Origin of the sequence: Porcincola sp. LCP21S3_C12, from assembly GCF_052118625.1 — a bacterium.
Lineage (GTDB): Bacteria > Bacillota > Clostridia > Lachnospirales > Lachnospiraceae > Porcincola.
In genome coordinates, this window is the sequence record NZ_JBQKGW010000020.1 from 1 (window position 1) to 21,209 (window position 21,209).

The window sequence follows — 21,209 nt, forward strand, 5'->3', positions numbered from 1 at the left end:
ACGGCATAAAGCAATCCGATGTAAAATCCATCAGAATAATTTATGCTGTGCCTCTTTTTAATTTGATTGAATGTGGTATGGTTTAGGACCAGATAAAATGCGGGATAACAATGAAGCCCCCATATGTGTGGACGGGTGGATTAAAGCATTACAAAGACAGATGTGACCGGAGAAAAGGAGCCCCTGTCCATGTCAGCAGTGTGAATTTAAAATATGTATCAACAGTACAAACATCCATCAAAGCTCGGAAAATATACAGTGCTAACACATGGCTAGGATCATAATCCGCTAACAGCAAATCAACATTGAAACAGGCAAGGCTGAAAAACGCTGCAATTTTTTTATACTTTTAGGAAAGAAGTGACAATAAATGAAGCTGGTTTATCCTGTGATTTTTACACTTTTTATGACGAGGTCGTGTACACGGTAAAGTTCCCAGATTTTCCGGGATGCGTTACAGAAGGAAACAGCCTGAGCAATGTAATATATATGGCGACTGATGCGGCGTGAGGATGGATATTAACGGAATTGGAAGATGGGAACAAAGCTCCGAAAGGATCCGATATCAAATCAGTTAAAGTTCAGAAAGGATCATTTGTATCGTTTGGCGCAGCGGATATGGATTCTTATGCAGACAAGTTCGGGAATAAAGCGGTAAAGAAAACACGCACAATTCCGGTGTGGATGGAGACGTATGTAGAGAAACACAAAATAAGCTGTTCGAAAGTATTGCAAAAGGCACTTGGCGAGATGATTTCAGCGCGAAGCAGAAGGGGATGCCATATGGCATTCCCTTTTTGTGTTGCAGCACTGCTGTCGGGCAGATAGGTACAGGCCGCAAAAAAACGCCTTGCAGAGAATACGTTCCGCTAGAATCATGAAGCTGCTTTTTGTCTATGGTCTATGATTGTGGTACGATAAATGATATGAATCGACACTGAATGAATAACGCACCAGGAATGAAACTGACTGATACGTCATGTGAGCCTGAGGGAGAAGATGGGGAAGCTTTTTGATAACCTGCCGAGGCGGTTTTTCAATCCGCTGGCTGCCATTACGAACGGTGGCAGCCAGCAGGAATTTTATGCAGAGTGCATGCTGGCGATCAACAGCCTGTTTGCAGACCGGACGCAGGTCAGCCGGGAGGATCTGAAGGATGAGATCGTCAGCCTGCTTCTGGCAGATCATATTCAGTCTATTGACGAGACTGATATGCAGGCGGGCTTTGGTCATCCGTCCGGTGTCTTCTCAAAAAGCGGGGTGGATGCGTCTGCTGAACAGGGGCAGTCCCAGGAAGAGCGGATGGCGGGCCATGTTATCAGCTACCTCTCAGATGAGGAGGTCGGCTGGATTGAAGAGGGGATTGATTCGAGAACCTACAGTCGGACTTACATGATCACCGAGCAGGGGATGATGCTGGCCGATTACATCCGGCGGGCATCCTCCATGAAGCTGGATGAAATGTCCAATTATCTCTATAACACGTACCTGGCGCTCGATGACTTCAGCAGACACAGAAAGGAGCGGGTGAATAACAACCCGTATACACTTGTCATTGTCAATTCCTACACGAACATCAAGGCGCTGGCTTCTTCGCTGAAAATGCTCCGCCGCTCCATCAAACGGATTGTACAGAAGGTAACCGGCAGGCTGTCCTTCCAGGAACTGATGGATAATCTTGGCGACTATATCGATGGCGACTTTATCGGTGAGTTTACGAGGCTGGTGGACAGTGAGAACGCTGCCCTGTTCCGGGGACCGATTACAGCGATGCTGAAAAGGCTTCTGAATGCGCCGCAGACTGAGGAAGTCTTCATCAGGGACTGCATGAAGGCTGCAAAAGAGGAACAGCTGACCTGGGAAGGCGCGCGCGTGCGGGTTTATGAGCAGGTGACCTTTATCGAGGATTTCCTGACGGACGGTTATCCGAACATCGTCCGGGACATCCGCAGCCAGATGGTCGAGTATATTATGACTGTCCGGCTGAAGCTGAAGATGACGATGGACCTTGCAGACAATGCGCAGGAGGTGCTCGGTCAGTTTATCCGGAGACTTTCTGGTTTTGCGGCTGGAGAGGACACCCCGCAGTCTGCGCTGTCCGCATTTCTGATTCTGGAGAATTACTACATATCAACCGGGTCTGTTAAAAATGGAGCCAGAAGGCGTGACCGCATCCAGAATCGGACAGTGGAGCAGACACTGCTCTCAGAGGAGGAGATCCAGGAAGAGCAGGAGAAGATGCGGCGGATGAAGGATGTGCCTTACACGAAGGACAAGATGCGCCACTATGCTGAAAAATATAAGATTCAGGGCCGGGTACGGGCAGTGGATCTGCCGCTTGATTCAAAGGAAGACGCGATTGCAGATGTCGCGGCGGCAGCTTTCGCTCCGGCGAACAATATGGATGTATATGTGGATGATCATTATATCCGGACTGACAAGATCCAGCTGAGGGATTTCACACTGACGGACCGTGTTCCGGCTGAAGCCACGTCTGCCGGGACTGATGATGACCCGGACGGTGAGACTTCTGAAGTGTGAGTGATGAGCCTGAGATGGAACAGGCGAACCTGAGAGGGAGGATGCGGATGGACGACAATCTGACATTTGAGCAGTGGTACCCGGATCTGTCATCGATGGAACAGGAGATGATGCGGCGCGGTGTCCGTCTTCTTCTTTCCAGGACGTTTCTGACGCGGTCAAAGGAACGAGAGCTGTTTGGCTTTTTTGCGAGAAATGAACCTCATATGGAGACTTACTTTGCGCCGATGGGGTATACCATGTTCCTCGACCGGGACTACGGCATCATCATGCTGCGTGACCGGCAGGAGGAAAAGGTGGACGCGCAGGAGACGGCGGCGATCAACAAGAAAATCTTTACGATCCGTGAGAGCGTGATCTACTGCGCGCTGGCCTGGATATTTATGGAGCGCATGAGCGGAAGCATGGATCGCTCGATTCTGATCCGTCCGGATGAACTGACAAAGACACTGGAGCAGTTCGGGGTCGGGGCAGGCTTCCGGACGGAATTCAACAAGACGCAGATTGAGGATGCTCTGAAGACCTTGCAGCATTTTTCGCTGGTCGAGATCAAGGGGACGCTCGGGGACGAGGACTGTGCGCTTGTCCTGTATCCGACGCTTCTTTTCGGGCTGGATCTGAAAGCGATGGAAGCGCTGCTTCGCCAGAAAAAGGAGAGCTATCAGAATTATTACGCCAAGGCATCGTCGGAAACGGAAGAGGCGGACGAGCAGGAGACTGAGGCAGAGCAGGAATCGGAAGGATCACAGGCGCCGGACGACTTCGACTGACTGCCGAGTGGGGCAAAGGAATAGGTGATGTGTCACAGGCGGCTGCGGTTTGACAGCGGAAGCAGCAGAGAAAGCAGCAGAGATAGCAGGCACTGGCTCACAGACGATTTTAGCTTCGCGCCCAAAGCGGCAAAAAACAAGCGCAGGATTTCGGAGGGGATGGGATGAATCAGCGGGAAGCAATGAAGCGGACGAGAACGGTAGAGGATGTCCTGATCACAAACTGGGCAGTCTACACATGTACCCATTTTCAGATCAGAAATTCTGCGCTGATCACCGGGGCAAACGAATCTGGAAAGTCGACGATTATCGATGCCTTGACCTATGCGGTGTTCGGCATCACGGATTTCAATATCCAGGCAGGAGCGGGCGAGGATGAACGCTCCGTCATTGCTTACGTAAAGGGTGACACGAAGGACAATGAGGATCGGTTCCTGCGCGGCGACCAGGATGTGACCAGCTATATCGCGGTGGACGTCTTCAATCCGGCAGACGGAAGCTATCTGACGGAGGGTGTCTGCATCGAGTTGTACAAGGGTGATACCCAGACCAGGTCATGGTGGTTTGTCGTGCCTGGCGCGAAGATCAGTGACATCAATTTTTACCACAAGGATGGAAATGCGGTTACCTTCACGGCCAGGCAGGATCTGAGGTTCAGAGGGAAACCGCTGAACTTTTATAAGCGGGAAGAAGGGATTGCCGTATTCCTCCGACTGTGCGGCCTGAGACTGGGGCAGGGCGGCGTCCGGGAGCTGCGCGGAAAGATCAGGCGGCTTCTGGCCTGCGGAAAGAAAAAGATGGATATCGACCGGTTTGTGCGGGAATCCATCTTCGAGGAGGATGCAACCGCCCAGAACTCGCTGGACAACATCCTTCAGCATAAGGCGGAGTTCGAGAAGCTTGCGGAAGACCTGAAAAAGCTGAATGAGGAAAGGGGGCTCCTGCAGCAGATCGAGGAGCAGTACCTGCGTGTCCTGAAACTCGACGCGGAGGCGACCCGCCGGGGCATTGCGCAGAAAAAGTATCTGTATATGAAGCAGAAGACAGAAGACGATGTCCTTGAGAGAAAGATCAGCGATCTGAAGACTCGACTTCGTGTCCTGGAAAAACAGGAGAGAAAAGCGCAGAAGCTGTTCGAAACGGCTGATGAGGAGTTTATCAGGGCATCGACCGCCGTCCATGAAGGCCAGCGGCCGATTGAAGAGATGAAAGCACGGCTTCGAAGGAGCGAGGAGAGCCGGGCAGCGATGGAGGAAGCTGTCCTGTCCCTTCGGGGGCTGAAAAAGAAAGCTCAGACGCTGTTCGGCTGCCAGACAGACATCACGGTACCGGATGAGCTCTATGAAACCATCAGCCATGCGGGGGAGGCTTCAGCGGATGAGTCTGCAACCATTTCCGCCCTGCAGGAGCTTGAGCACAGGCGTCTTTCGCTGTATCGGGATTTCCAGCAGAGGAAGGAGGAAACGGGCTACGCGCTGCGCGATATCAGGAGGGAACTTGAAAAGCTGAATGGAGAGATCCGGACACTGCAGCAGAACAAGAAGGTGCTGCCGGACGGTATGGAGGAGGAGCTCTCCATCTTGAAAAAGGAAGCGGAGCGTGCCGGCATCCGGACGGATATCCGTTTTGTCTGCGACCTGGTCAACGAGATCGACCCGAAGTGGCAGATGGCGGCGGAAACATTTCTGGGAGGCAGACGCTTTAACGTGATTGCCGAGCCGGATGCGGTTCCCGGATTGCTCCGGATTGTGGATGAGAAGAATCTGTACAAAATCTATCTTGTTCTGACCAACAAGATGGATGACATTCCGGCGAAGGCACCGGAAGGCTCCCTTGCTGCCCGCTTTCAGATTGCGAACATCTATGCGCGGAAGTACATCAACTATACCTGCGGAAATCTGAAGTGTGTTGAGACCAGGCAGGCGTTGAATGACAATCCGAAGGGTGCCATCACGCCGGGCGGCATGCTGGCGCGTGGGATCGTCGGCAGCAAGATGAAGCCGGTGCGGGATCTTGTTTTTGGGAAGGATGCCATTCTGCAGCTGCTGGCGAAGAAAAAGAAGGAGCGGGACGAAAAGCAGCGGCAGGAGGCTTCACTGAAAGAGCAATCGGATCGTTTTGCGAAAGTTGCGGAACGGGCATTTCAGGCAAGCTTCTCTCCGGAGAATTACGATACGACAGCGCCACGGATGCTGCTGAAGATCCGGGAGGAGATCGAGGAGACAAAACGGAATCTCAAAGCTCTTCAGAACAATCCATCTGCAAAGCGCCTGATGAATATGTATGTGACAGCTTCAGAACAAAGAGAGCAGGCACAGCAGGAGCTGACGGATGTCCAGAGCGAGCTGAAATCCGGCGCGCGGTCAGTCCAGGAGTCAGAACAGCAGCTGGAGGACGGCAGGCGCAGCGAACAGGCGCTTCGTGATTCCTACGAGACGGCAGCCGCGCTCCATCCGGAGGAGAAGCGGGCGGCAGATGAATTGTATGAAAAACAGAAGAACAACATAGAAGGCAGCATCCTGAGGGCGATCCAGGAGGTGAACCGTCAGCTTTCGGAGGCGACGAACAGTATGCTGGAAGCTATGTTCCGGTATAATGCCAGCCATGCCGGTTACATCGCGGACAAAAACGGCGCGAAGAATTACATTGCCCGGCTGGACGAGCTTCGAACGAAGGACATCGAGGAGACAAAAAACAAGATTGAAGCGAAGGCGCAGACGATCTCTGACACGTTCATGCGGGATTTTGTGGAAGTGGTGTATTCCAGAATCCGCAGCATGCGGGACCAGAAAGATGCCATCAATGCCATGCTGAAGGCACACAAGTTCGGCGACAAGAATTATTCACTGATCATGAAAGCCAGAAGCAGCGCGGATATGAAGGCGTTTTTTACGATCGCGCAGAAGATTGATGAACTCGGGTCGGCAGATAATCTGGAGCTGTATCTGAACATGAACAGCAACTTCATGCAGGAACAGGGAATCGCAGATGCATTTGAAACCTTCCGGGATACAGTTTTGAATGCAGATGATGTTACCGAGTATACGGACTACCGGAATTACTATACCTATGATTTTTTCATCAACGACGGACAGCACACAGCTTACCTGTCCAGGTCACAAGGCATCTATTCGGGCGGAGGAAAGCAGACGCCCTACTTTATCCTGCTGACGGCAGCACTTATGACAAGTTACCGGCGTGATGCCTGCTGCCTGAGAATTGCCTTTATTGATGAGGCGTTCGCTGCCATGGACGAAGACCGGATCCGCAGTATGATTGATTACTTCAATGATAATGGCCTGCAGGTGGTCTACGCCGCACCGGACAAGACGATGCACAACATTGCGCCGTACGTGGACACGACTGTGACAGTCGTCAAGAAGAACCGGAAGGCGGATGTCATCGACATGCAGGCACGTTGACGGATAACCGCCAGTACGGGGGCCCGGGTATCATGAAGCGAGGTACAGGCGGAATACAGACACGGATCGATGGATGTCCGCAGCGCGGAAAAACAGGATGCTGCGCTGCAAGGGGCAGGTACGGATCGATGGATGTCGGCAGCACGGCCAGGAGTAAGCGGAATACTGAGGAGGATGGATGAAGGCGGAGACTGGGCTGGACAGCTGGCAGAAATATTTAATCGGTAAAATGATCGATGCCTATGAGCGCACGGGAACATACCGGGGCGAAGCAAAGTGTAATCAGAACATCCGGATTCCGGTTACGGACATCTTCCCGGCATATGAGCAGGATAGTGTGAACCTTCAGGAGCTTCAGGCCTTTGAGGTATCCATGAGAAAGCTGGAACAGCTTACACCGATCCGGATCCAGTATAAAGACAAAAGAATTAAAGATGAGTTTTGTGCATTCCGTATAGCGGCCGCTGCTGTTGAACCGGCGCTCTATGAGCTTGCCGGCAGAAAGCCCAGAAGAGAGCTGCATGCCGGGCAGGTGGATCTCTATGAGCGGTATCAGAGGAAAGATTCTGTCCTGGATGCCTACGTCCGTGATCAGGAAGCGCTTCTACATGCAGATAAAAATGCCTGGTTTGAGCCGGACGTGGCAGAAAATGTCATGCAGACGGTGGATGCCATTGTTAATAACCGTGGAAATATTCTCTGCCGGGAACTTTCCATCTCGCTGTTTGGCGATACCAAATACATCGAAAAACACGGAGTCCTGTCAAAAGCGCTCCGTGTTCTGAAACAATACGGATCTTTTGATTTCGCAGAGACGGATTTTAACTCCAAAAAAGAATACGAGGAGGCCATTCTTGCGGAGTATGAGGTTTATGAAAATCCGGCCTATATCAATTTCAACGGGGATGGGGAGCTTGTCTTTCGAAACGGCGCCCGCCTGGAGTTGAAGGCGGGTACCCCGATTGCTGTACGGTCAGACTGCCTTTCGGATATCGTGACCATCCGTGTACAGGCGGACGCGATTCTGACGATCGAGAATCTGACCTCCTACAACCGACTGCAGACAGATGCATTCCAGCTGTATCTTGCCGGTTACCACAATCATGCCCGCCAGAAATTTTTGATGCAGATACACAGCCAAAACCCGGACGTACGCCGATGGCTTCATTTTGGCGACCTGGATCCGGATGGGTTCTGTATTCTGGAGAACCTGAGAAACAAGACAGGAATCGACTTCAAGGCCTTCCGGATGGATCTGACTTATCTGGAGAAGTACCATGCCTTTACGAAGAAATTGAATGCGAATGACCGGAAAAAGGCGGAAAACCTGATACAGGCAGGAAAGTATCGTGAAATTCTGCTCTATATGCTCGATCACGATGAAAAGCTCGAGCAGGAAATCATCAGCTGGAAGGAAGCGTTGTAAGGCATGTGAAGGGAGGAAAAAGAATTTGCACCCGACGTCGTAACATGGTATTATAAACCGATTCAATTTTCATACGGTATAATTGGAAACGTACACTTCTTCTGGTGATAACGAACAACACGTCCTCACAACACCGGAAGGAGTGTTTTTCTATGCCTGAAAATAAGCTTGAAAACTTTGTGTTTACAGTTATCATGGCCTTTCTGATGGTCTATGCGATGATTTGCTACAACATTGCGCTCAATATTGGCGGAATGAAGGATATCGTTTTCCTGATGGCATTTGGTGAACTTCGCATCATGTGGCCAGTGGCCATTGGCCTGGAACTGTTTGTCATGGAACGTCCAGTCATGGCGTTGACACAGCGTGTTATTACAGACGAAATGCCTTTCATTATGATCCTGCTGATTCGCTGTTCACTGACAGTCTGCCTGATGTGTCCGGCCATGAGCTTCGTTGCAACGCTTCTGTTCAAGAATTACCATGAAGCAGGACTTTCTGGAGTCTGGCTTCAGACGGCAGCGCTGAATTTTCCGATGGCGCTTTGCTGGCAGATCTTCTTTGCCGGACCGGCAGGAAGAGGAATTTTCAGATGTTTGTGTTCTTTCTGGCGGAAAAGACGGTCTGCAAGGTGACGAAGGAGGCATCGAATATGCTACAATCACTTTGCACGATGAAATCGACGGACAGGTTCCTTTCAGGAGAAAACGGTCATGGAAATATTCCTTACTGAACTCGAAACGTATATGTACAACATTGTTGAGGTGTGCACGAGCCTTCTCGAGTTCTTTGGCATTGTCGTTCTGGTAACTTCCGCCGTCCGGGCATTCATTCGATGGGCACGGCGTGACCGCAAGAATATCCGTCTCGACCTCGCGCAGGGCATAGCGCTTGCCTTGGAATTCAAGATGGGCGGCGAGGTTCTCCGTACGGTAGTCGTCCGTGAATGGTCTGAGCTTGGCATACTCGGGGCTATCATTGTACTCCGCGCGGTATTGACTTTCCTGATTCACTGGGAAATCAAGAATGAGAAGAAAGACATGGCGGAAAACACGACACGAAAACACGACACTGATGCCATTAGTTGAACAATGGATGCTTTTGAGAATGAACTATGATAGAATGAGTGCCCGAATGAATACAGACTCATAAGACAGACAGTAGATTTTCAAGGCTTCGGAGAATGCAATGTCAGAAATGACCTGGATGTTCTTCGGAGCCTTTCTATCGTTCAGGGGCATTTACACGGAGCAGGCTGTCGTCATCAGGGATCATATAGAGAGCAGACAGAATGGAGGCAGAGCACATGAGACAATTATTTTACACACCAGAATATGCCAAGACCGGGGATGTCATCCCATTTTATAACGAGAGGACAAAGCGGTTCGAGAATTACTATCTGAAAAACTGGAACCCGGATGCGCCAAAAGATCTGGCTTTCCATGGGTGGTACCGGATTGTGACGGAGGATCTCCGCACATATGTGGAAACACCGACCAAAATCCAGGGAGGAACGGGTTCGGTAATCTGCGTAGATGGCCTGTACCATATGTTCTATTGTACGTTTGACCGAGATCCGGCTGCTCAGTGGGCACGCCATGCAACCAGCATCGACCTGGTACACTGGAAAGATATCCCGGAGGAAAAGTTCGGGCCGGACGGAACAATATACCGCATGAGCGACTGGAGAGACCCGTTTGTTTTCTGGAATGAAGAGGATTCCTGCTGGTGGATGCTTCTTGCAGCAAGAGAAAACGGAAGGACAGAGCGCAATGGATGCGTTGCACTCTGCAAATCAAAAGACCTTTCACACTGGACTTATCAGAAGCCGCTGTATTCTCCGCATATGCACCAGGGAGCTTACGAATGTCCGGATCTATTCCGCATGGGGGACTGGTATTACCTGGTATTTTCCAGTTATACGGACGGATTTGCAACCTATTACCGGATGAGCCGCAGCCTTTCCGGACCGTGGATCAGGCCGGAAAGAGATACCTTTGACGGAAGGGCTTTCTATGCGGCTAAGACCGGGACAGATGGAAAGAACCGCTATATTTTCGGCTGGAATCCGACAAGGGGTGAAAATGGCTGGGGGTTCGATCCGGGAACCGATTTTGGAGCGGATTATAAGAGCTGGAACTGGGGAGGATCCATCGTGACGCACCAGCTTGTGCAGCATGAAGACGGAAGCCTTGGAACCAGGCCTGTTGAAAGCGTGGCAGAGGCATTTACGGCAAAAAAAACGGATTCATTCACACCGCTGACAGGGCAATGGACGATGGAGGCGGGAAAGGCATCATGCTTTGCGCAGGAAGGCTATTCCGCTGCAATCGGTTCTCTTCAGATTCCGGAGCAATGCTGTATCAGAGCTTCAATTCGTTATGAGGGGACGCCTCGGTCCTTCGGCCTGGCGCTACAGGTAGACGAACGGTTCGACTTTGGTTATTATCTGATGTTTGAACCGGATTTTTCACGGATCGAATTTCGTTCTGGGCTCCGGATGTATGAGCAGGGAGGCCAGATGTTCCCTTATGCGGTTGAGATGGAACGGCCTTTCCGCATGACCCCGGGGAAAACTTATCAGCTTGAACTTTATATACAGGGAAGCCTGGCAGTCTTATACATTGATCGGGATGTCGCGTTCGGATTCCGGATGTACAATTGGAAGAACCGCAGACTTGGACTGTTTGCGGCAGATGGCGGAATCTGTGTAAAGGATTGTGAAATACTGACAGAAGAGGAGAAGTGAATTCGTATGAAGGTTCGCATTGACAGAGAATACCTGTGGGTTCCAGTATGGGCCGGTACGAAAAAGGAATCATGGACATCAACACCATGAGGTCAGCCTGTGCAGCAACTCCTGGCTGGGGTATGAGAGCGGAGTTTGATTCTGCTCGACCATGATACAAGTGAGCCTGCTCTAATGAAAAGTGACTGCCGTCGATAAAACAATGACGGCAGTTTGCTTGCACAAGATGGCTGACTATGAACGAAAAATTTCAGAACAAAGAAGAACGGAAAGTGGATAATCATGACAGACTTGAAGAGATCGATGAGAAGTGATAATCCCCTGAATGGAAAGCATATCGTGTTCCTTGGCAGCTCTGTGACTTACGGAGCAGCTTCGAATGGGGTTTCGTTTGTGGACTTTCTGGCAGAGAAGATGGGCTGCAGGGTGACGAAGGAGGCAGTTTCGGGGACAACGCTGGTGGATGATGCGCCGGATTCCTATATCTGCAGGATGAAGAAGCTGAATCCGGAGATGAAGGTGGATCTGTTCGTGTGTCAGCTTTCGACAAATGATGCCACCCAGATGAAAGAACTGGGAGAGGCTTGCTGCACATATGACATGAAAGATTTTAATACGAAGACGGTTGCAGGTGCCATCGAATATATCATTGCCTACGCAAGGAAAACGTGGAATTGCCCTGTGGCGTTCTATACAAGTCCCAGATACGACAGTGCGCAGTACGCTGCCATGGTCGGACTACTGCAGACGATCCGGCGCAAGTGGGACATTGCGCTGATCGACCTGTGGAACGATTCGGTTTTCAATGACATCACAGCCGGGCAGCGGAGCCGGTATATGGCGGATCCGATTCATCCGACCAGGGAGGGCTATCTGGAGTGGTGGACGCCGTATTTTAAAAGAGTAATAGTTCCTGCGATCTCTTAAAGACAGGAAAATAGATGAATACGATTCTGGAGAATCTTCGAAGCAAGACTGGAATCGATTTAAATCGTTTAATATGATAGGAATAGGTTTTGACAGAGAACAAAAATGAGTTTAATATGAAGTGGACTTCAAATTGAACTAAAAAAGAGGTGTACCCATGACATATATCCATCGTTCTCTGGAAAGAAAGTTCCTTAAGATGAGTCATGCCTTTAAAGTGGTTATGGTAACCGGGGCGAGGCAGGTTGGAAAGTCTACGATGCTGAAGTATCTGGCACAAGACTCGGGTAGAACCTATGTGTCCATGGATGACGGCGATGTGCGGGAGCTTGCAAACCATGACCCGAAGCTGTTTTTTCAGATGTATCAGCCCCCTGTCCTCATCGATGAAGTCCAGAAGGCTCCAGCCCTGTTTGAGCAGATCAAGATCCTCTGTGATGAGAGTGAAGAGAGAGGCCGTTTCTGGCTGACGGGCTCTCAGAGTAAAAAGCTGATGAAGCAGGCAGGAGATTCGCTGGCAGGCAGGATCGGAATCCTGAAGATGTACAGCTTGTCAGCAAAGGAGCTGGAAGGCAGGCCGGATGACATTCCGGATAGCTACAGTCTTTCTTCGCTTCTACAGAGAAAGAAGGATCTTCCGGATAACAACATCCTGGATGTATATTCCCGCATATGGGAAGGCGGCATGCCGGATATGATATCGATGGATGCCGAAATTCGAAGAGAATACTGGAATTCTTACATTGATGCCTATCTCATGAGAGATGCAGTGGATGACAATGGAATTCTGGATACAGAAGGATTTAGGAAATTTCTAAGAGCCTGCGCTGCATTTTCCGGAGAGCTTGTTAATTATAATGATCTGGGAAATGCTGCCGGGGTGTCTGGTGCAACAGCAAAGGAATGGGCAAAAGTGCTTCAGACGATGGGTATTATCTTTCTTCTGGAACCCTACTATAACAATGAGCTGAAGCGCATGATAAAAACGCCGAAGCTGTACTTTTGCGATACCGGTTTATGTGCTTTCCTGTCTTCATGGACCAGCCGGGATACACTTTTGAATGGTGCGGCATCCGGCCATTATCTCGAGAATTATGTTGTCTCTGAGATGCTTCGCAATTCTTCTTACGGTGAGAAGAAGATCAATCTGAATTTCTACAGGGATACAAATCAGAAAGAAATTGACCTGGCTCTGGAAATGGATGGACAGCTGCATCCGTTTGAGATCAAGCGTGCAGCCTCTCCTGATCCCAAAGTAATCAGAGCTTTTTCGCTGCTTGCTAAAAGCGGAAAGGAAATCGGGCCAGGAGGGATTATCTGCATGGCTGCAAAGCCATTTCCGATTAATGCAGATAACAATTTAATACCTGTGAATCTGCTCTAAGGAAAAGCAGACTATCTTGCCCAGAACTGTCCGGATGCAACGGTAACGGTGTGGATTACGATGAGATTCAGAGAGTTCGCGGCAGGATACCATATCTTGCTGAATATGATCCTAGCCTTATGCCAGGAGGCAGCAGCAGGAAAGAGCAGTGATCTTAATCGATATGAGGGGCAGATGTTTCGTGTAGACACTGCTCTTTTTTTATGTAGGAGGTATAAAACATTGGAGGCAGCTCTTGATAATTATTAGTAATTATTCCTGTTTTCTGTTGTAAACTGGTTTGCAAGATGATACGATAAAAATGTCTTTTCAGAAGGAAGGAGGGAGTTGTATGTGGCTGTTATTTGCGATTGGCTCGGCTGTTTTTGCGGCACTGACATCGATTCTGGCAAAGGTTGGAATCGAGGGCGTGAACTCGAATCTGGCAACGGCGATCCGTACCTTTGTTGTGCTGGCGATGGCGTGGGGGATGGTATTCCTGACGCATGCAGAAAGCGGGCTTTCAAGTATCGGAAAGAAGAGCTGGCTGTTTTTAATTCTGTCGGGACTCTGTACCGGTGCTTCATGGCTATGCTATTACCGGGCGCTTCAGGTTGGTGAGGCCTCGAAGGTCGTGCCGGTCGACAAGATGAGCACCGTGCTGACGTTGATTCTGGCGTTTATCTTCCTGCATGAGACGATCAATGCCAAGTCGATCATCGGGATGCTTCTGCTTACGGCGGGAACCCTGGTTATGGTCATTTCCTAAGCGAGTCATCAGATTGATAGAATGAAGCAGCATTTCTATGACTGAACAGCTGCCGGAACTCTACGTGGGTACCGGCAGCTATTTTTATGGAGGCGACCGCTCATCATCGGGTGCGGAGCACGCGATGATGAGCGGAGTCGCCGTATCGGGATACTTTTTGTATTTTGAGACAGACATCATGAATATATTACAAAACATATTGACATACTCATATATTGTGCGTAGAATACAGTCTAATCCATAAAAACATATAAAACATACCAACGAAGTATGCATTAAAGAGGAGGGCTTTGTCATGAGAGGAAAAAGGGTTTTCGTCGGTCTGACCGCAGCAGCTGCTTTGACGGCGATCATATCGGGAAGTGCATATGCATATGATACTGTAAAGGACGGTGTGCTGACGGTGGGTGTAGAGGGGACATATCCGCCGATCACCTATCATGATGACAGCGGGGAGCTGACCGGATTCGATGTTGATGTGGCAAAGGCCATTGGCGAAAAGCTGGGGCTGAAGGTACAATTCGTGGAATCGGAGTGGGATTCTCTTCTGGCCTCCATTGATTCAGGACGGATTGACACTGTGATCAACGCGGTGTCGGTGACAGATGAACGGAAGAAAAAGTATGACTTTACCGATCCGTATGTTTCCCTTTATCGCCATGTCATCGTAAAGGGCGATAATGATTCGATCAAGTCACTGGACGACCTGAAGGGTAAGAAGGTGGCTGAGAATATTACGACGGAATATGCAGATCAGCTGGAAGCGCTTGGAGCGACGATTGTACCGATCGATACCATGCAGCAGGCTTTTGATCTGATCACCAGCGGAAGGGCAGACTTCACTTTGCTGGAGGATGTTCAGTTTGGACCTTATATGAAGGAACACCCGGATGCAGATCTGAAAATCGCATTTACGATTGACGGGAATAAGGATGATGTAGACCAGTTTGCGATTCCGACAAAGAAGGGAACCGATCTGAATGAAGCGATCAATGGCGCACTGAATACACTGAAAAAAGACGGGGAGCTTGGAAAGCTTTCAGAGAAGTATTTTGATGCGGATGTCATAGACTACGATTCAATCGGGGGAAAGAAGGAGGCTTCCGGGTCTGGTACAGAAGCAGAAACGGAGGGCGCTTCGGAAGCAGACACAGAGGGTTTGACAGCGGCGGAGTAAGAATCCTTTGTACAAGAGAAGGATCAGACAACATGAGCGGCAGACGGGACTGCCGATGAGGCAGTCGGACAGAATGACCAGACACAGAGGGTGATGACGATGGGAAGAATATCACAGATTAATCCGGAAACAGCGCCGGCGGAAGTGAAGGCGGCGATCTGGAAGCATATTGCGGAAGGACGGAAGATTACGAATGAAAAAAGAACGCTTCTTCACAATGTGAATGCGTTTAACGCGGTGGAGGTTGCCTCCTATGCGCTTGATGATGACCTGCAGAAACTGATTGGAAAGCTGGACGGGGATCTGTTTGAATATGCTGTGTCGGTTTCAAATGACTGCCTGGTCTGCACAACATACTTCAGCAGGCTGCTCCGGGAGGAGCATGGCATCGATCCGAAGCATTTTCACCTGACGCACAGACAGGAAATGCTGATGAACTTCGGGAAAAAGGTCGGACATGCGCCGAAGGAAATCACGGATGAAGAGTTCTTCGCGCTGAAGGATGAGTTTCTGAAAAATGGCGGAAAAGACGGGGAACCGGTGGATGAGGAGAAGGCAGAAGAGATTATGGTTGTCCTCACAGCCATGGGCGTCATGATGGTTGCGAACAACTATGTCAATGACATCCTGAAGGTTGATTTGTGAGAAGCAGGAGACTGGTATGAGTGATCGCTTGATCAAGATTCTGATTGATTCCTTCCCGAAAATTCTGATCCCGGGTCTTCGTATGACGATCCCGTTGACACTGGCATCTTTTGCCGTGGGATTTGCCATTGCGCTGGCGCTGGCATTGATTCAGGTTGCGAAGGTTCCGGTTTTAAACCAGATCGCAAAGATATACATCTGGATCTTTCGTGGGACTCCTCTTCTTGTGCAGCTGTTTATCATTTTCTTCGGACTGCCGGGCCTGGGCGTGATGCTGGACGCATTCCCGGCAGCAGTGATTGCATTCGGAATGAATCTTGGCGCCTATAACGCGGAGGTTCTGAGGTCTGCAATTCAGGCAGTTCCGGCAGGGCAGAGCGAGGCGGCGGCTCTGGTCGGAATGACATACCCCCAGATAATGATCCATGTGGTACTGCCGCAGGCGTTCCCCATTGCCTTCCCGCCGCTCTTCAATTCCCTGATTGGTCTTGTGAAGGACACGTCACTCGCTTCAAGCATCACGGTCATAGAACTCTTTACGGCTGCCCAGCAGATAGCGGCCAGGACATTTGAGCCCTTCGCCCTGTACTGTGAGGCAGCAGTGATTTATTTGATCTTCTGCACCGTTCTGACAGGGCTTCAGGGATGGCTGGAGAAGAAGCTGGTGTGGAAGACGCCGGAGGAAAAAATGGTTGGCGCGCCGGTGGCAGACTGATGGAAGGAATGGCGGAAGGATGCTGGAAGTAAAAAATCTATACAAGTCCTTTGGTTCCAACCAGGTACTGAAGGGCATTGACATCAAGGTCGACCGAGGGGAGGTCGTGGCAGTTCTGGGATCTTCCGGATCGGGCAAGACGACGATGCTCCGCTGTACAAGCTTTCTGGAAAAAGCGGATTCCGGGGAAATGATTTTTGACGGAAGCCATTATGAGATGGAGAAGATTGGACGCAGAGAAATCCATCAGCTCCGTATGCACATGGGGTTCGTCTTTCAGTCTTTCAACCTGTTTGCGAATCGAACTGCGCTTGGGAATGTTATGAGCGGGCTCTCGATTGCCCGGAAGGTTCCCAAAAGTGATGCGGAGAAGATCGCCAGGGAGATGCTTTCAAGGGTTGGAATGCTAAATCGGGCGGATTATTATCCGGCGCAGCTTTCAGGCGGACAGCAGCAGCGGGTTGCAATTGCAAGGGCAATTGCAGCCAATCCAGTCGTGGTCCTGTTTGATGAACCAACCAGCGCCCTTGACCCGGAACTGACAGGAGAAGTTCTGGATGTCATGAAAAAGCTTGCTGAGGATGGGATGACGATGGTCGTTGTCACCCATGAGATGCAGTTTGCGCAGGAAGTGGCCGATCGGGTCGTGTTCATGGATAAAGGCGTTGTCGTGGAGGAAGCTCCGGCGAAACAATTTTTTTCCGCACCGAAACAGGAGAGAACACTCCAGTTCCTGCGGAGAACGATGAGAGATTACACGTATAATATCTGATTACTTCAGGCATGAATCACGGATTTTATCCGAGCTGCCTGAAAAAGCCCGGGTTCATCTGCGGCGGAGAACGGAGAAGGTTCTTCGCCGTTTTTTATGGAGGCGACCGCTCATCATCGGGTGCGAAGATCACACTTCGTGCTGTTTATCTGTCCGGAATCGGATATAATAAACAGTAGCTGTCAGGTGACAGGTACAACCCCTGAGGCATAGGAGGCAAGAAATGCGAAAGATTCTGATCGTGATTGATATGCAGAAGGACTTTATCGATGGTGCACTTGGAACGAAGGAAGCGGTGGCGATTGTCCCTGCTGTTGTTCGCAAGATCAAGTCCTATCCGGCAGAGGATGTTTACGCGACAAGGGATACTCATCCGGAGAATTACCTGGACACGCAGGAGGGGAGATATCTTCCGGTCAGACACTGCATCAGAGGGACGGAAGGATGGCAATTGTGCAAAGAAGTTGCTCCGCTGATTCCGGAAGGGCACATCTTTGACAAACCGACTTTTGGATCGACTGAGCTGGCAGAGGCTGTCAGGAAGATGGCAGAACGGGAGGAACTGGAGGTCGAGCTGGCCGGACTCTGCACGGACATCTGTGTGGTTTCCAATGCACTGCTTCTGAAGGCGGTGCTTCCGGAGATGAAGATTTCCGTGGACGCTTCCTGCTGCGCAGGCGTGACGCCTCAGAAGCATGAGGCAGCGCTCGAGACGATGCGTTCCTGCCAGATTCAGGGAATCTGAAGGCGTATGTACCGCTGGCGCTGGAGCCGGTCAGCATGGATGGCTGCAGGAGCTGGTCAGCATGGATGGCTGCAGGAGCTGGTCAGCATGGATGGCTGCGGCTGATGGCTGCGGGAGCCGGGTGACAGAAAACAGGGTTCAGAAAGGAAAGGATTATGCAGTTTGATACAGATATATTTGCACAGTTTGACAAAAAGTGGGCGCTGCTGACAGCGGGAGACAAGGAGAAGTTTAATACCATGACGATCAGCTGGGGAGGGCTCGGTACGCTCTGGGGAAAGCCGGTTGCCACCGTCTATGTACGGGAGTCCCGCTATACGCATGAATTCATGGAAAAGGGAGATTATTTCACGGTCAGCTTCTATCCGGAGTCCTGCAGAAAGACGCTCAGCGTCCTGGGGTCAAAATCCGGGAGGGACATGGACAAGATGCATGCGTCCGGACTGACGCCAATAGAGGCAGGCAGGACCATGACATTTGCAGAGGCAGAAGTGACACTTGTCTGCAGGAAGCTGTTCAGGCAGAAGCTGGAGACGGCCAGTATACCGGAGGATATCGTGGAGAAGTTCTATGAGGGCCAGACAGCTCATGATATGTTTATCGGGGAAGTCGTGGATCTGCTTTCATTCCGCACGCCTGCTTCAGAAGAAAGGCATCTCGGAGGTAGATAAAAGCTACTGGACACAGAAGGGATGGCTGGGAAGCGCAAGGCCATGGAAGAGCTGAGAAAGCCGGACAGGACAGGAGAATGCTGCAAAGCCTTTTTCCACCTTCCGGGGTTGTTTGAGTTTTATGATCTGTATCAGGTGTTTCTGCCATTATTCCGGAGACACAGGGAATATTTCTATGACTGGTGCGAAATCGGTTCGATCTATGGCGCGCCGGCGGACTGCCTCTGGGGCGGCGGTCGTGTCGGCGGCGGGGAGCGTGCGCCGGAGGAAGTCCTTGCATTGACACAGGAGTATGGAATTTCAGCCAGGCTGACGCTGAGCAATTCGCTGCTTCGGAAGGAACATCTGGCTGATGCCGGATGCAACCGGCTCTGCGGGGTCTTCAGCAAGGCACAAAGTCCTCAGAGCGGAGTCATTATCCATTCGGATCTGCTTCTGGGATATCTCCAGAAGCAGTATCCGGGCTTTTACTATGTTTCGTCTACCACAAAAGTGCTGACGCAGTTTTCTCAGCTTGAGGGTGAACTCAGACGGGATGACTTCCGCTATGTAGTACCGGACTTCCGCCTGAACAAAGCCTTCGGCAGACTCCGGAGTCTGCAGTCTCATTTGAAAGACAAGGTGGAGTTTCTATGCAACGAATGCTGCTGGTTTGGCTGCACGGACAGAAAAAGGTGCTATGAGGCCGTCAGCAGAAGAAACCTGAGCAGTACGGCGCCGGAATTTTGCTGTAAGTCACCCGGTGCGGACGAGGGATACCGGTTTTCGAAGGCCATGGAGAATCCTGGCTTTATCAGTGTGGACGATATCCGGAACCGCTATATGCCGATGGGCTTTTCCAACTTCAAGATTGAAGGCCGGGGCCTTGGAAGCGCCCTGGTACTGGAGTTTCTGCTGTACTACCTGACAAAGCCGGAATATCAGATCCATGTCAGGGAGCACGTCTATCTTGATAATATGCTGGATCTGTTCTGACAGAGGCCACCCAGCATGTCCGGGAATGAGCGTGAATACAGGAGTGAGGCCTGAGATTCTTCAGCGAAGGAGCGGCTCAGATTTCAACCGGAATCCGCTGCTGCGCGATCCTGCAGTGGACACTGCAAGGTGGAGCAATGATCAGATGATCAACAGGATGGGAGTTATAATGAAAAAAGACCGGGATTTTATCTGGACGCCGCTTTCCGTGGAACACATCGTCCAGGATGAATGGATTGACTTCCGGAAGGTGAAATACCGCTATCCGGACGGGAGAGTGTTTGAGCCATTTTATCAGTACAGCCGCAGAAGCTATTCCGTCATCGTTCCGGTGACGGAGGATGAGCGTTATCTGTGCGTCCGCCAATTCCGGCACGGAATCGGGGAGGTTACAACCGAGTTCCCGGCAGGAGGGATCGAGCCGCGGAAAACGGAGGGCTCAGAGGGGGCAGAATCGACATACGGCGGGGACACTGAGATGGAGGATGCTCTGATCTGCGCGAAGAGAGAGCTGGAGGAGGAGACAGGGTACGTGTCGGACAAATGGACACATTTGATTACGATTCCTTCCAACGCGACAGTAGCGGATAACTACGCCCATGTCTATCTGGCCAGGGACTGCCGGAAGATTACCGGGCAGCGTCTGGATGAGACAGAGGATCTGGAGGCGGAGCTGCTGACCGGAGAGGAGATCGAGCATCTGATCCAGGCCGGAAAGTTCCAGCAGAGTGTCCATGTGATGGCTTATCTGCTGGCGCAGCGCGTCCTTTCCTGACAGACAGGCCATGGCAGACAGGCACTGCCGTCAAACCTGCAGGGTCTCCATCGCGGCGTTTACAGGGAATCCGCCATCTGTGCTTCCTTGTTCAGCGTGAAGACATTCTTCTTATAGGAAATCAGTCCCTCCCGCTGCATTTTGCTCAGCTCATTGGAGAGGGCGCTTCTGTCGACGCTGAGATAATCTGCGAGCTGCTGCCTGTCGAAGGAGATTGCAAAGTGCGTGCTTCCGTGGATGAGTGCCTGCTCGGACAGGTAGGAGAGGAGGCGCCCGCGGAGGGACTTCGGGGCGATGTGCATCATCCGGCTGGACAGATTCAGACTTTTCTGGGCCAGAATCCGAACCAGGTTGTGAACGAGCCGCTCATGAAAGCTGCATCCATTCTGGCAGACATTCAGAAGCTTGTTCAAGTCGAGGAAAAGAATCCGGCACGGCTCAGCAGCGACGACATCACAGAGCAGCTCTTTGCCTGGAATGGCAGCGTAATTCTCCGCAAAGATCCGGCCCTGTTCGATATGGCCGAAGATGTTGCTGCTCCCCCAGTAGAAGTTAACGACGATGTTGACGCTTCCGGATTCCACCATGCCGATTTCATGAACCGGATCCCCGGCTCGGAGAATCAGCTCGTTTTTCTTATAAGCTTTTTCATGTGTTCCGAGGCATGAAAGCATCTGGCGGATTTCGCCTTCGCGGATGCCATGGAACAGAGGGGTTGCAGAAAGCATTTGAATGTCCATATTTATCCTCACATGTTGTCGTAACAA

At 50.9% G+C, this 21,209-nt stretch carries 19 protein-coding genes; 18 read left to right on the forward strand and 1 reads right to left on the reverse strand.

Annotated elements, in window-relative coordinates; all coding sequences use genetic code 11:
* Positions 1-999 precede the first annotated feature (999 nt).
* The 18 genes from ACTQ1N_RS10245 to ACTQ1N_RS10330 all read left to right on the forward strand — a co-directional run bounded on the left by ACTQ1N_RS10245 (position 1,000) and on the right by ACTQ1N_RS10330 (position 20,442).
* Entirely contained in the window at positions 1,000-2,541 is a 1,542-nt protein-coding gene (locus ACTQ1N_RS10245) for a Wadjet anti-phage system protein JetA family protein (RefSeq protein WP_441956663.1), read from the forward strand.
* Positions 2,542-2,555: 14 nt separating this feature from the next.
* The gene (locus ACTQ1N_RS10250; RefSeq protein WP_441956664.1) at positions 2,556-3,311 is read left to right on the forward strand and encodes a DUF4194 domain-containing protein; all 756 of its coding nucleotides are present in this window, start codon (positions 2,556-2,558) and stop codon (positions 3,309-3,311) included.
* Positions 3,312-3,475: 164 nt separating this feature from the next.
* A complete protein-coding gene (locus ACTQ1N_RS10255; protein WP_441956665.1) occupies positions 3,476-6,733 on the forward strand; it encodes an SbcC/MukB-like Walker B domain-containing protein in 3,258 nt (1,085 codons plus the stop codon).
* A gap of 178 nt (positions 6,734-6,911) precedes the next feature.
* The gene (locus ACTQ1N_RS10260; protein ID WP_441956666.1) at positions 6,912-8,159 is read left to right on the forward strand and encodes a Wadjet anti-phage system protein JetD domain-containing protein; all 1,248 of its coding nucleotides are present in this window, start codon (positions 6,912-6,914) and stop codon (positions 8,157-8,159) included.
* A gap of 152 nt (positions 8,160-8,311) precedes the next feature.
* Positions 8,312-8,794, forward strand: coding sequence for a DUF2798 domain-containing protein (locus tag ACTQ1N_RS10265; RefSeq protein WP_441956667.1), 483 nt, complete (start codon positions 8,312-8,314; stop codon positions 8,792-8,794).
* 78 nt (positions 8,795-8,872) lie between these two features.
* Positions 8,873-9,247 carry a DUF1622 domain-containing protein gene (locus tag ACTQ1N_RS10270; protein ID WP_441956668.1) on the forward strand — a complete coding sequence of 125 codons (375 nt, stop codon included), beginning with the start codon at positions 8,873-8,875 and terminating at the stop codon, positions 9,245-9,247.
* Positions 9,248-9,465: 218 nt separating this feature from the next.
* Positions 9,466-10,908, forward strand: a complete 1,443-nt coding sequence (locus tag ACTQ1N_RS10275; protein ID WP_441956669.1) for a hypothetical protein — start codon at positions 9,466-9,468, stop codon at positions 10,906-10,908.
* Between the two features lie 282 nt (positions 10,909-11,190).
* Complete coding sequence (locus ACTQ1N_RS10280; RefSeq protein WP_441956670.1) at positions 11,191-11,835, forward strand: SGNH/GDSL hydrolase family protein; 645 nt, start codon at positions 11,191-11,193, stop codon at positions 11,833-11,835.
* A gap of 199 nt (positions 11,836-12,034) precedes the next feature.
* A complete protein-coding gene (locus ACTQ1N_RS10285; protein ID WP_441956671.1) occupies positions 12,035-13,219 on the forward strand; it encodes an ATP-binding protein in 1,185 nt (394 codons plus the stop codon).
* Between the two features lie 331 nt (positions 13,220-13,550).
* Positions 13,551-13,967 carry an EamA family transporter gene (locus tag ACTQ1N_RS10290; RefSeq protein WP_441956672.1) on the forward strand — a complete coding sequence of 139 codons (417 nt, stop codon included), beginning with the start codon at positions 13,551-13,553 and terminating at the stop codon, positions 13,965-13,967.
* A 295-nt stretch (positions 13,968-14,262) separates the two neighbouring features.
* Positions 14,263-15,144, forward strand: a complete 882-nt coding sequence (locus ACTQ1N_RS10295) for a transporter substrate-binding domain-containing protein (RefSeq protein ID WP_441956673.1) — start codon at positions 14,263-14,265, stop codon at positions 15,142-15,144.
* A 99-nt stretch (positions 15,145-15,243) separates the two neighbouring features.
* Complete coding sequence (locus ACTQ1N_RS10300) at positions 15,244-15,789, forward strand: hypothetical protein (protein ID WP_441956674.1); 546 nt, start codon at positions 15,244-15,246, stop codon at positions 15,787-15,789.
* A gap of 16 nt (positions 15,790-15,805) precedes the next feature.
* The gene (locus ACTQ1N_RS10305) at positions 15,806-16,504 is read left to right on the forward strand and encodes an amino acid ABC transporter permease (protein ID WP_441956675.1); all 699 of its coding nucleotides are present in this window, start codon (positions 15,806-15,808) and stop codon (positions 16,502-16,504) included.
* A gap of 19 nt (positions 16,505-16,523) precedes the next feature.
* Positions 16,524-17,276, forward strand: a complete 753-nt coding sequence (locus ACTQ1N_RS10310; protein WP_441956676.1) for an amino acid ABC transporter ATP-binding protein — start codon at positions 16,524-16,526, stop codon at positions 17,274-17,276.
* A 223-nt stretch (positions 17,277-17,499) separates the two neighbouring features.
* Complete coding sequence (locus tag ACTQ1N_RS10315; protein ID WP_441956677.1) at positions 17,500-18,021, forward strand: cysteine hydrolase family protein; 522 nt, start codon at positions 17,500-17,502, stop codon at positions 18,019-18,021.
* Positions 18,022-18,176: 155 nt separating this feature from the next.
* Positions 18,177-18,692: a flavin reductase gene (locus ACTQ1N_RS10320; RefSeq protein ID WP_441956678.1), complete on the forward strand. Its 516-nt coding sequence runs from the start codon at positions 18,177-18,179 to the stop codon at positions 18,690-18,692.
* Positions 18,693-18,734: 42 nt separating this feature from the next.
* Positions 18,735-19,667 (forward strand): hypothetical protein, encoded by a 933-nt coding sequence (locus ACTQ1N_RS10325; protein ID WP_441956679.1) that lies wholly within the window; start codon positions 18,735-18,737, stop codon positions 19,665-19,667.
* A gap of 25 nt (positions 19,668-19,692) precedes the next feature.
* Entirely contained in the window at positions 19,693-20,442 is a 750-nt protein-coding gene (locus ACTQ1N_RS10330) for an NUDIX hydrolase (protein ID WP_441956680.1), read from the forward strand.
* Between the two features lie 59 nt (positions 20,443-20,501).
* Here ACTQ1N_RS10330 and ACTQ1N_RS10335 read toward each other — a convergent pair whose 3' ends face one another.
* The gene (locus ACTQ1N_RS10335; protein WP_441956681.1) at positions 20,502-21,182 is read right to left on the reverse strand and encodes a Crp/Fnr family transcriptional regulator; all 681 of its coding nucleotides are present in this window, start codon (positions 21,180-21,182) and stop codon (positions 20,502-20,504) included.
* Positions 21,183-21,209: the final 27 nt, after the last annotated feature.

Bases quoted from the DNA above. Each gene is read 5' to 3' on its own strand.
- ACTQ1N_RS10245 (WP_441956663.1), top strand. From the start codon at position 1,000: ATGGGGAAGCTTTTTGATAACCTGCCGAGGCGGTTTTTCAATCCGCTG.
- ACTQ1N_RS10250 (WP_441956664.1), top strand. From the start codon at position 2,556: ATGGAACAGGCGAACCTGAGAGGGAGGATGCGGATGGACGACAATCTG.
- ACTQ1N_RS10255 (WP_441956665.1), top strand. From the start codon at position 3,476: ATGAATCAGCGGGAAGCAATGAAGCGGACGAGAACGGTAGAGGATGTC.
- ACTQ1N_RS10260 (WP_441956666.1), top strand. From the start codon at position 6,912: ATGAAGGCGGAGACTGGGCTGGACAGCTGGCAGAAATATTTAATCGGT.
- ACTQ1N_RS10265 (WP_441956667.1), top strand. From the start codon at position 8,312: ATGCCTGAAAATAAGCTTGAAAACTTTGTGTTTACAGTTATCATGGCC.
- ACTQ1N_RS10270 (WP_441956668.1), top strand. From the start codon at position 8,873: ATGGAAATATTCCTTACTGAACTCGAAACGTATATGTACAACATTGTT.
- ACTQ1N_RS10275 (WP_441956669.1), top strand. From the start codon at position 9,466: ATGAGACAATTATTTTACACACCAGAATATGCCAAGACCGGGGATGTC.
- ACTQ1N_RS10280 (WP_441956670.1), top strand. From the start codon at position 11,191: ATGACAGACTTGAAGAGATCGATGAGAAGTGATAATCCCCTGAATGGA.
- ACTQ1N_RS10285 (WP_441956671.1), top strand. From the start codon at position 12,035: ATGAGTCATGCCTTTAAAGTGGTTATGGTAACCGGGGCGAGGCAGGTT.
- ACTQ1N_RS10290 (WP_441956672.1), top strand. From the start codon at position 13,551: ATGTGGCTGTTATTTGCGATTGGCTCGGCTGTTTTTGCGGCACTGACA.
- ACTQ1N_RS10295 (WP_441956673.1), top strand. From the start codon at position 14,263: ATGAGAGGAAAAAGGGTTTTCGTCGGTCTGACCGCAGCAGCTGCTTTG.
- ACTQ1N_RS10300 (WP_441956674.1), top strand. From the start codon at position 15,244: ATGGGAAGAATATCACAGATTAATCCGGAAACAGCGCCGGCGGAAGTG.
- ACTQ1N_RS10305 (WP_441956675.1), top strand. From the start codon at position 15,806: ATGAGTGATCGCTTGATCAAGATTCTGATTGATTCCTTCCCGAAAATT.
- ACTQ1N_RS10310 (WP_441956676.1), top strand. From the start codon at position 16,524: ATGCTGGAAGTAAAAAATCTATACAAGTCCTTTGGTTCCAACCAGGTA.
- ACTQ1N_RS10315 (WP_441956677.1), top strand. From the start codon at position 17,500: ATGCGAAAGATTCTGATCGTGATTGATATGCAGAAGGACTTTATCGAT.
- ACTQ1N_RS10320 (WP_441956678.1), top strand. From the start codon at position 18,177: ATGCAGTTTGATACAGATATATTTGCACAGTTTGACAAAAAGTGGGCG.
- ACTQ1N_RS10325 (WP_441956679.1), top strand. From the start codon at position 18,735: ATGGAAGAGCTGAGAAAGCCGGACAGGACAGGAGAATGCTGCAAAGCC.
- ACTQ1N_RS10330 (WP_441956680.1), top strand. From the start codon at position 19,693: ATGAGCGTGAATACAGGAGTGAGGCCTGAGATTCTTCAGCGAAGGAGC.
- ACTQ1N_RS10335 (WP_441956681.1), bottom strand. From the start codon at position 21,182: ATGGACATTCAAATGCTTTCTGCAACCCCTCTGTTCCATGGCATCCGC.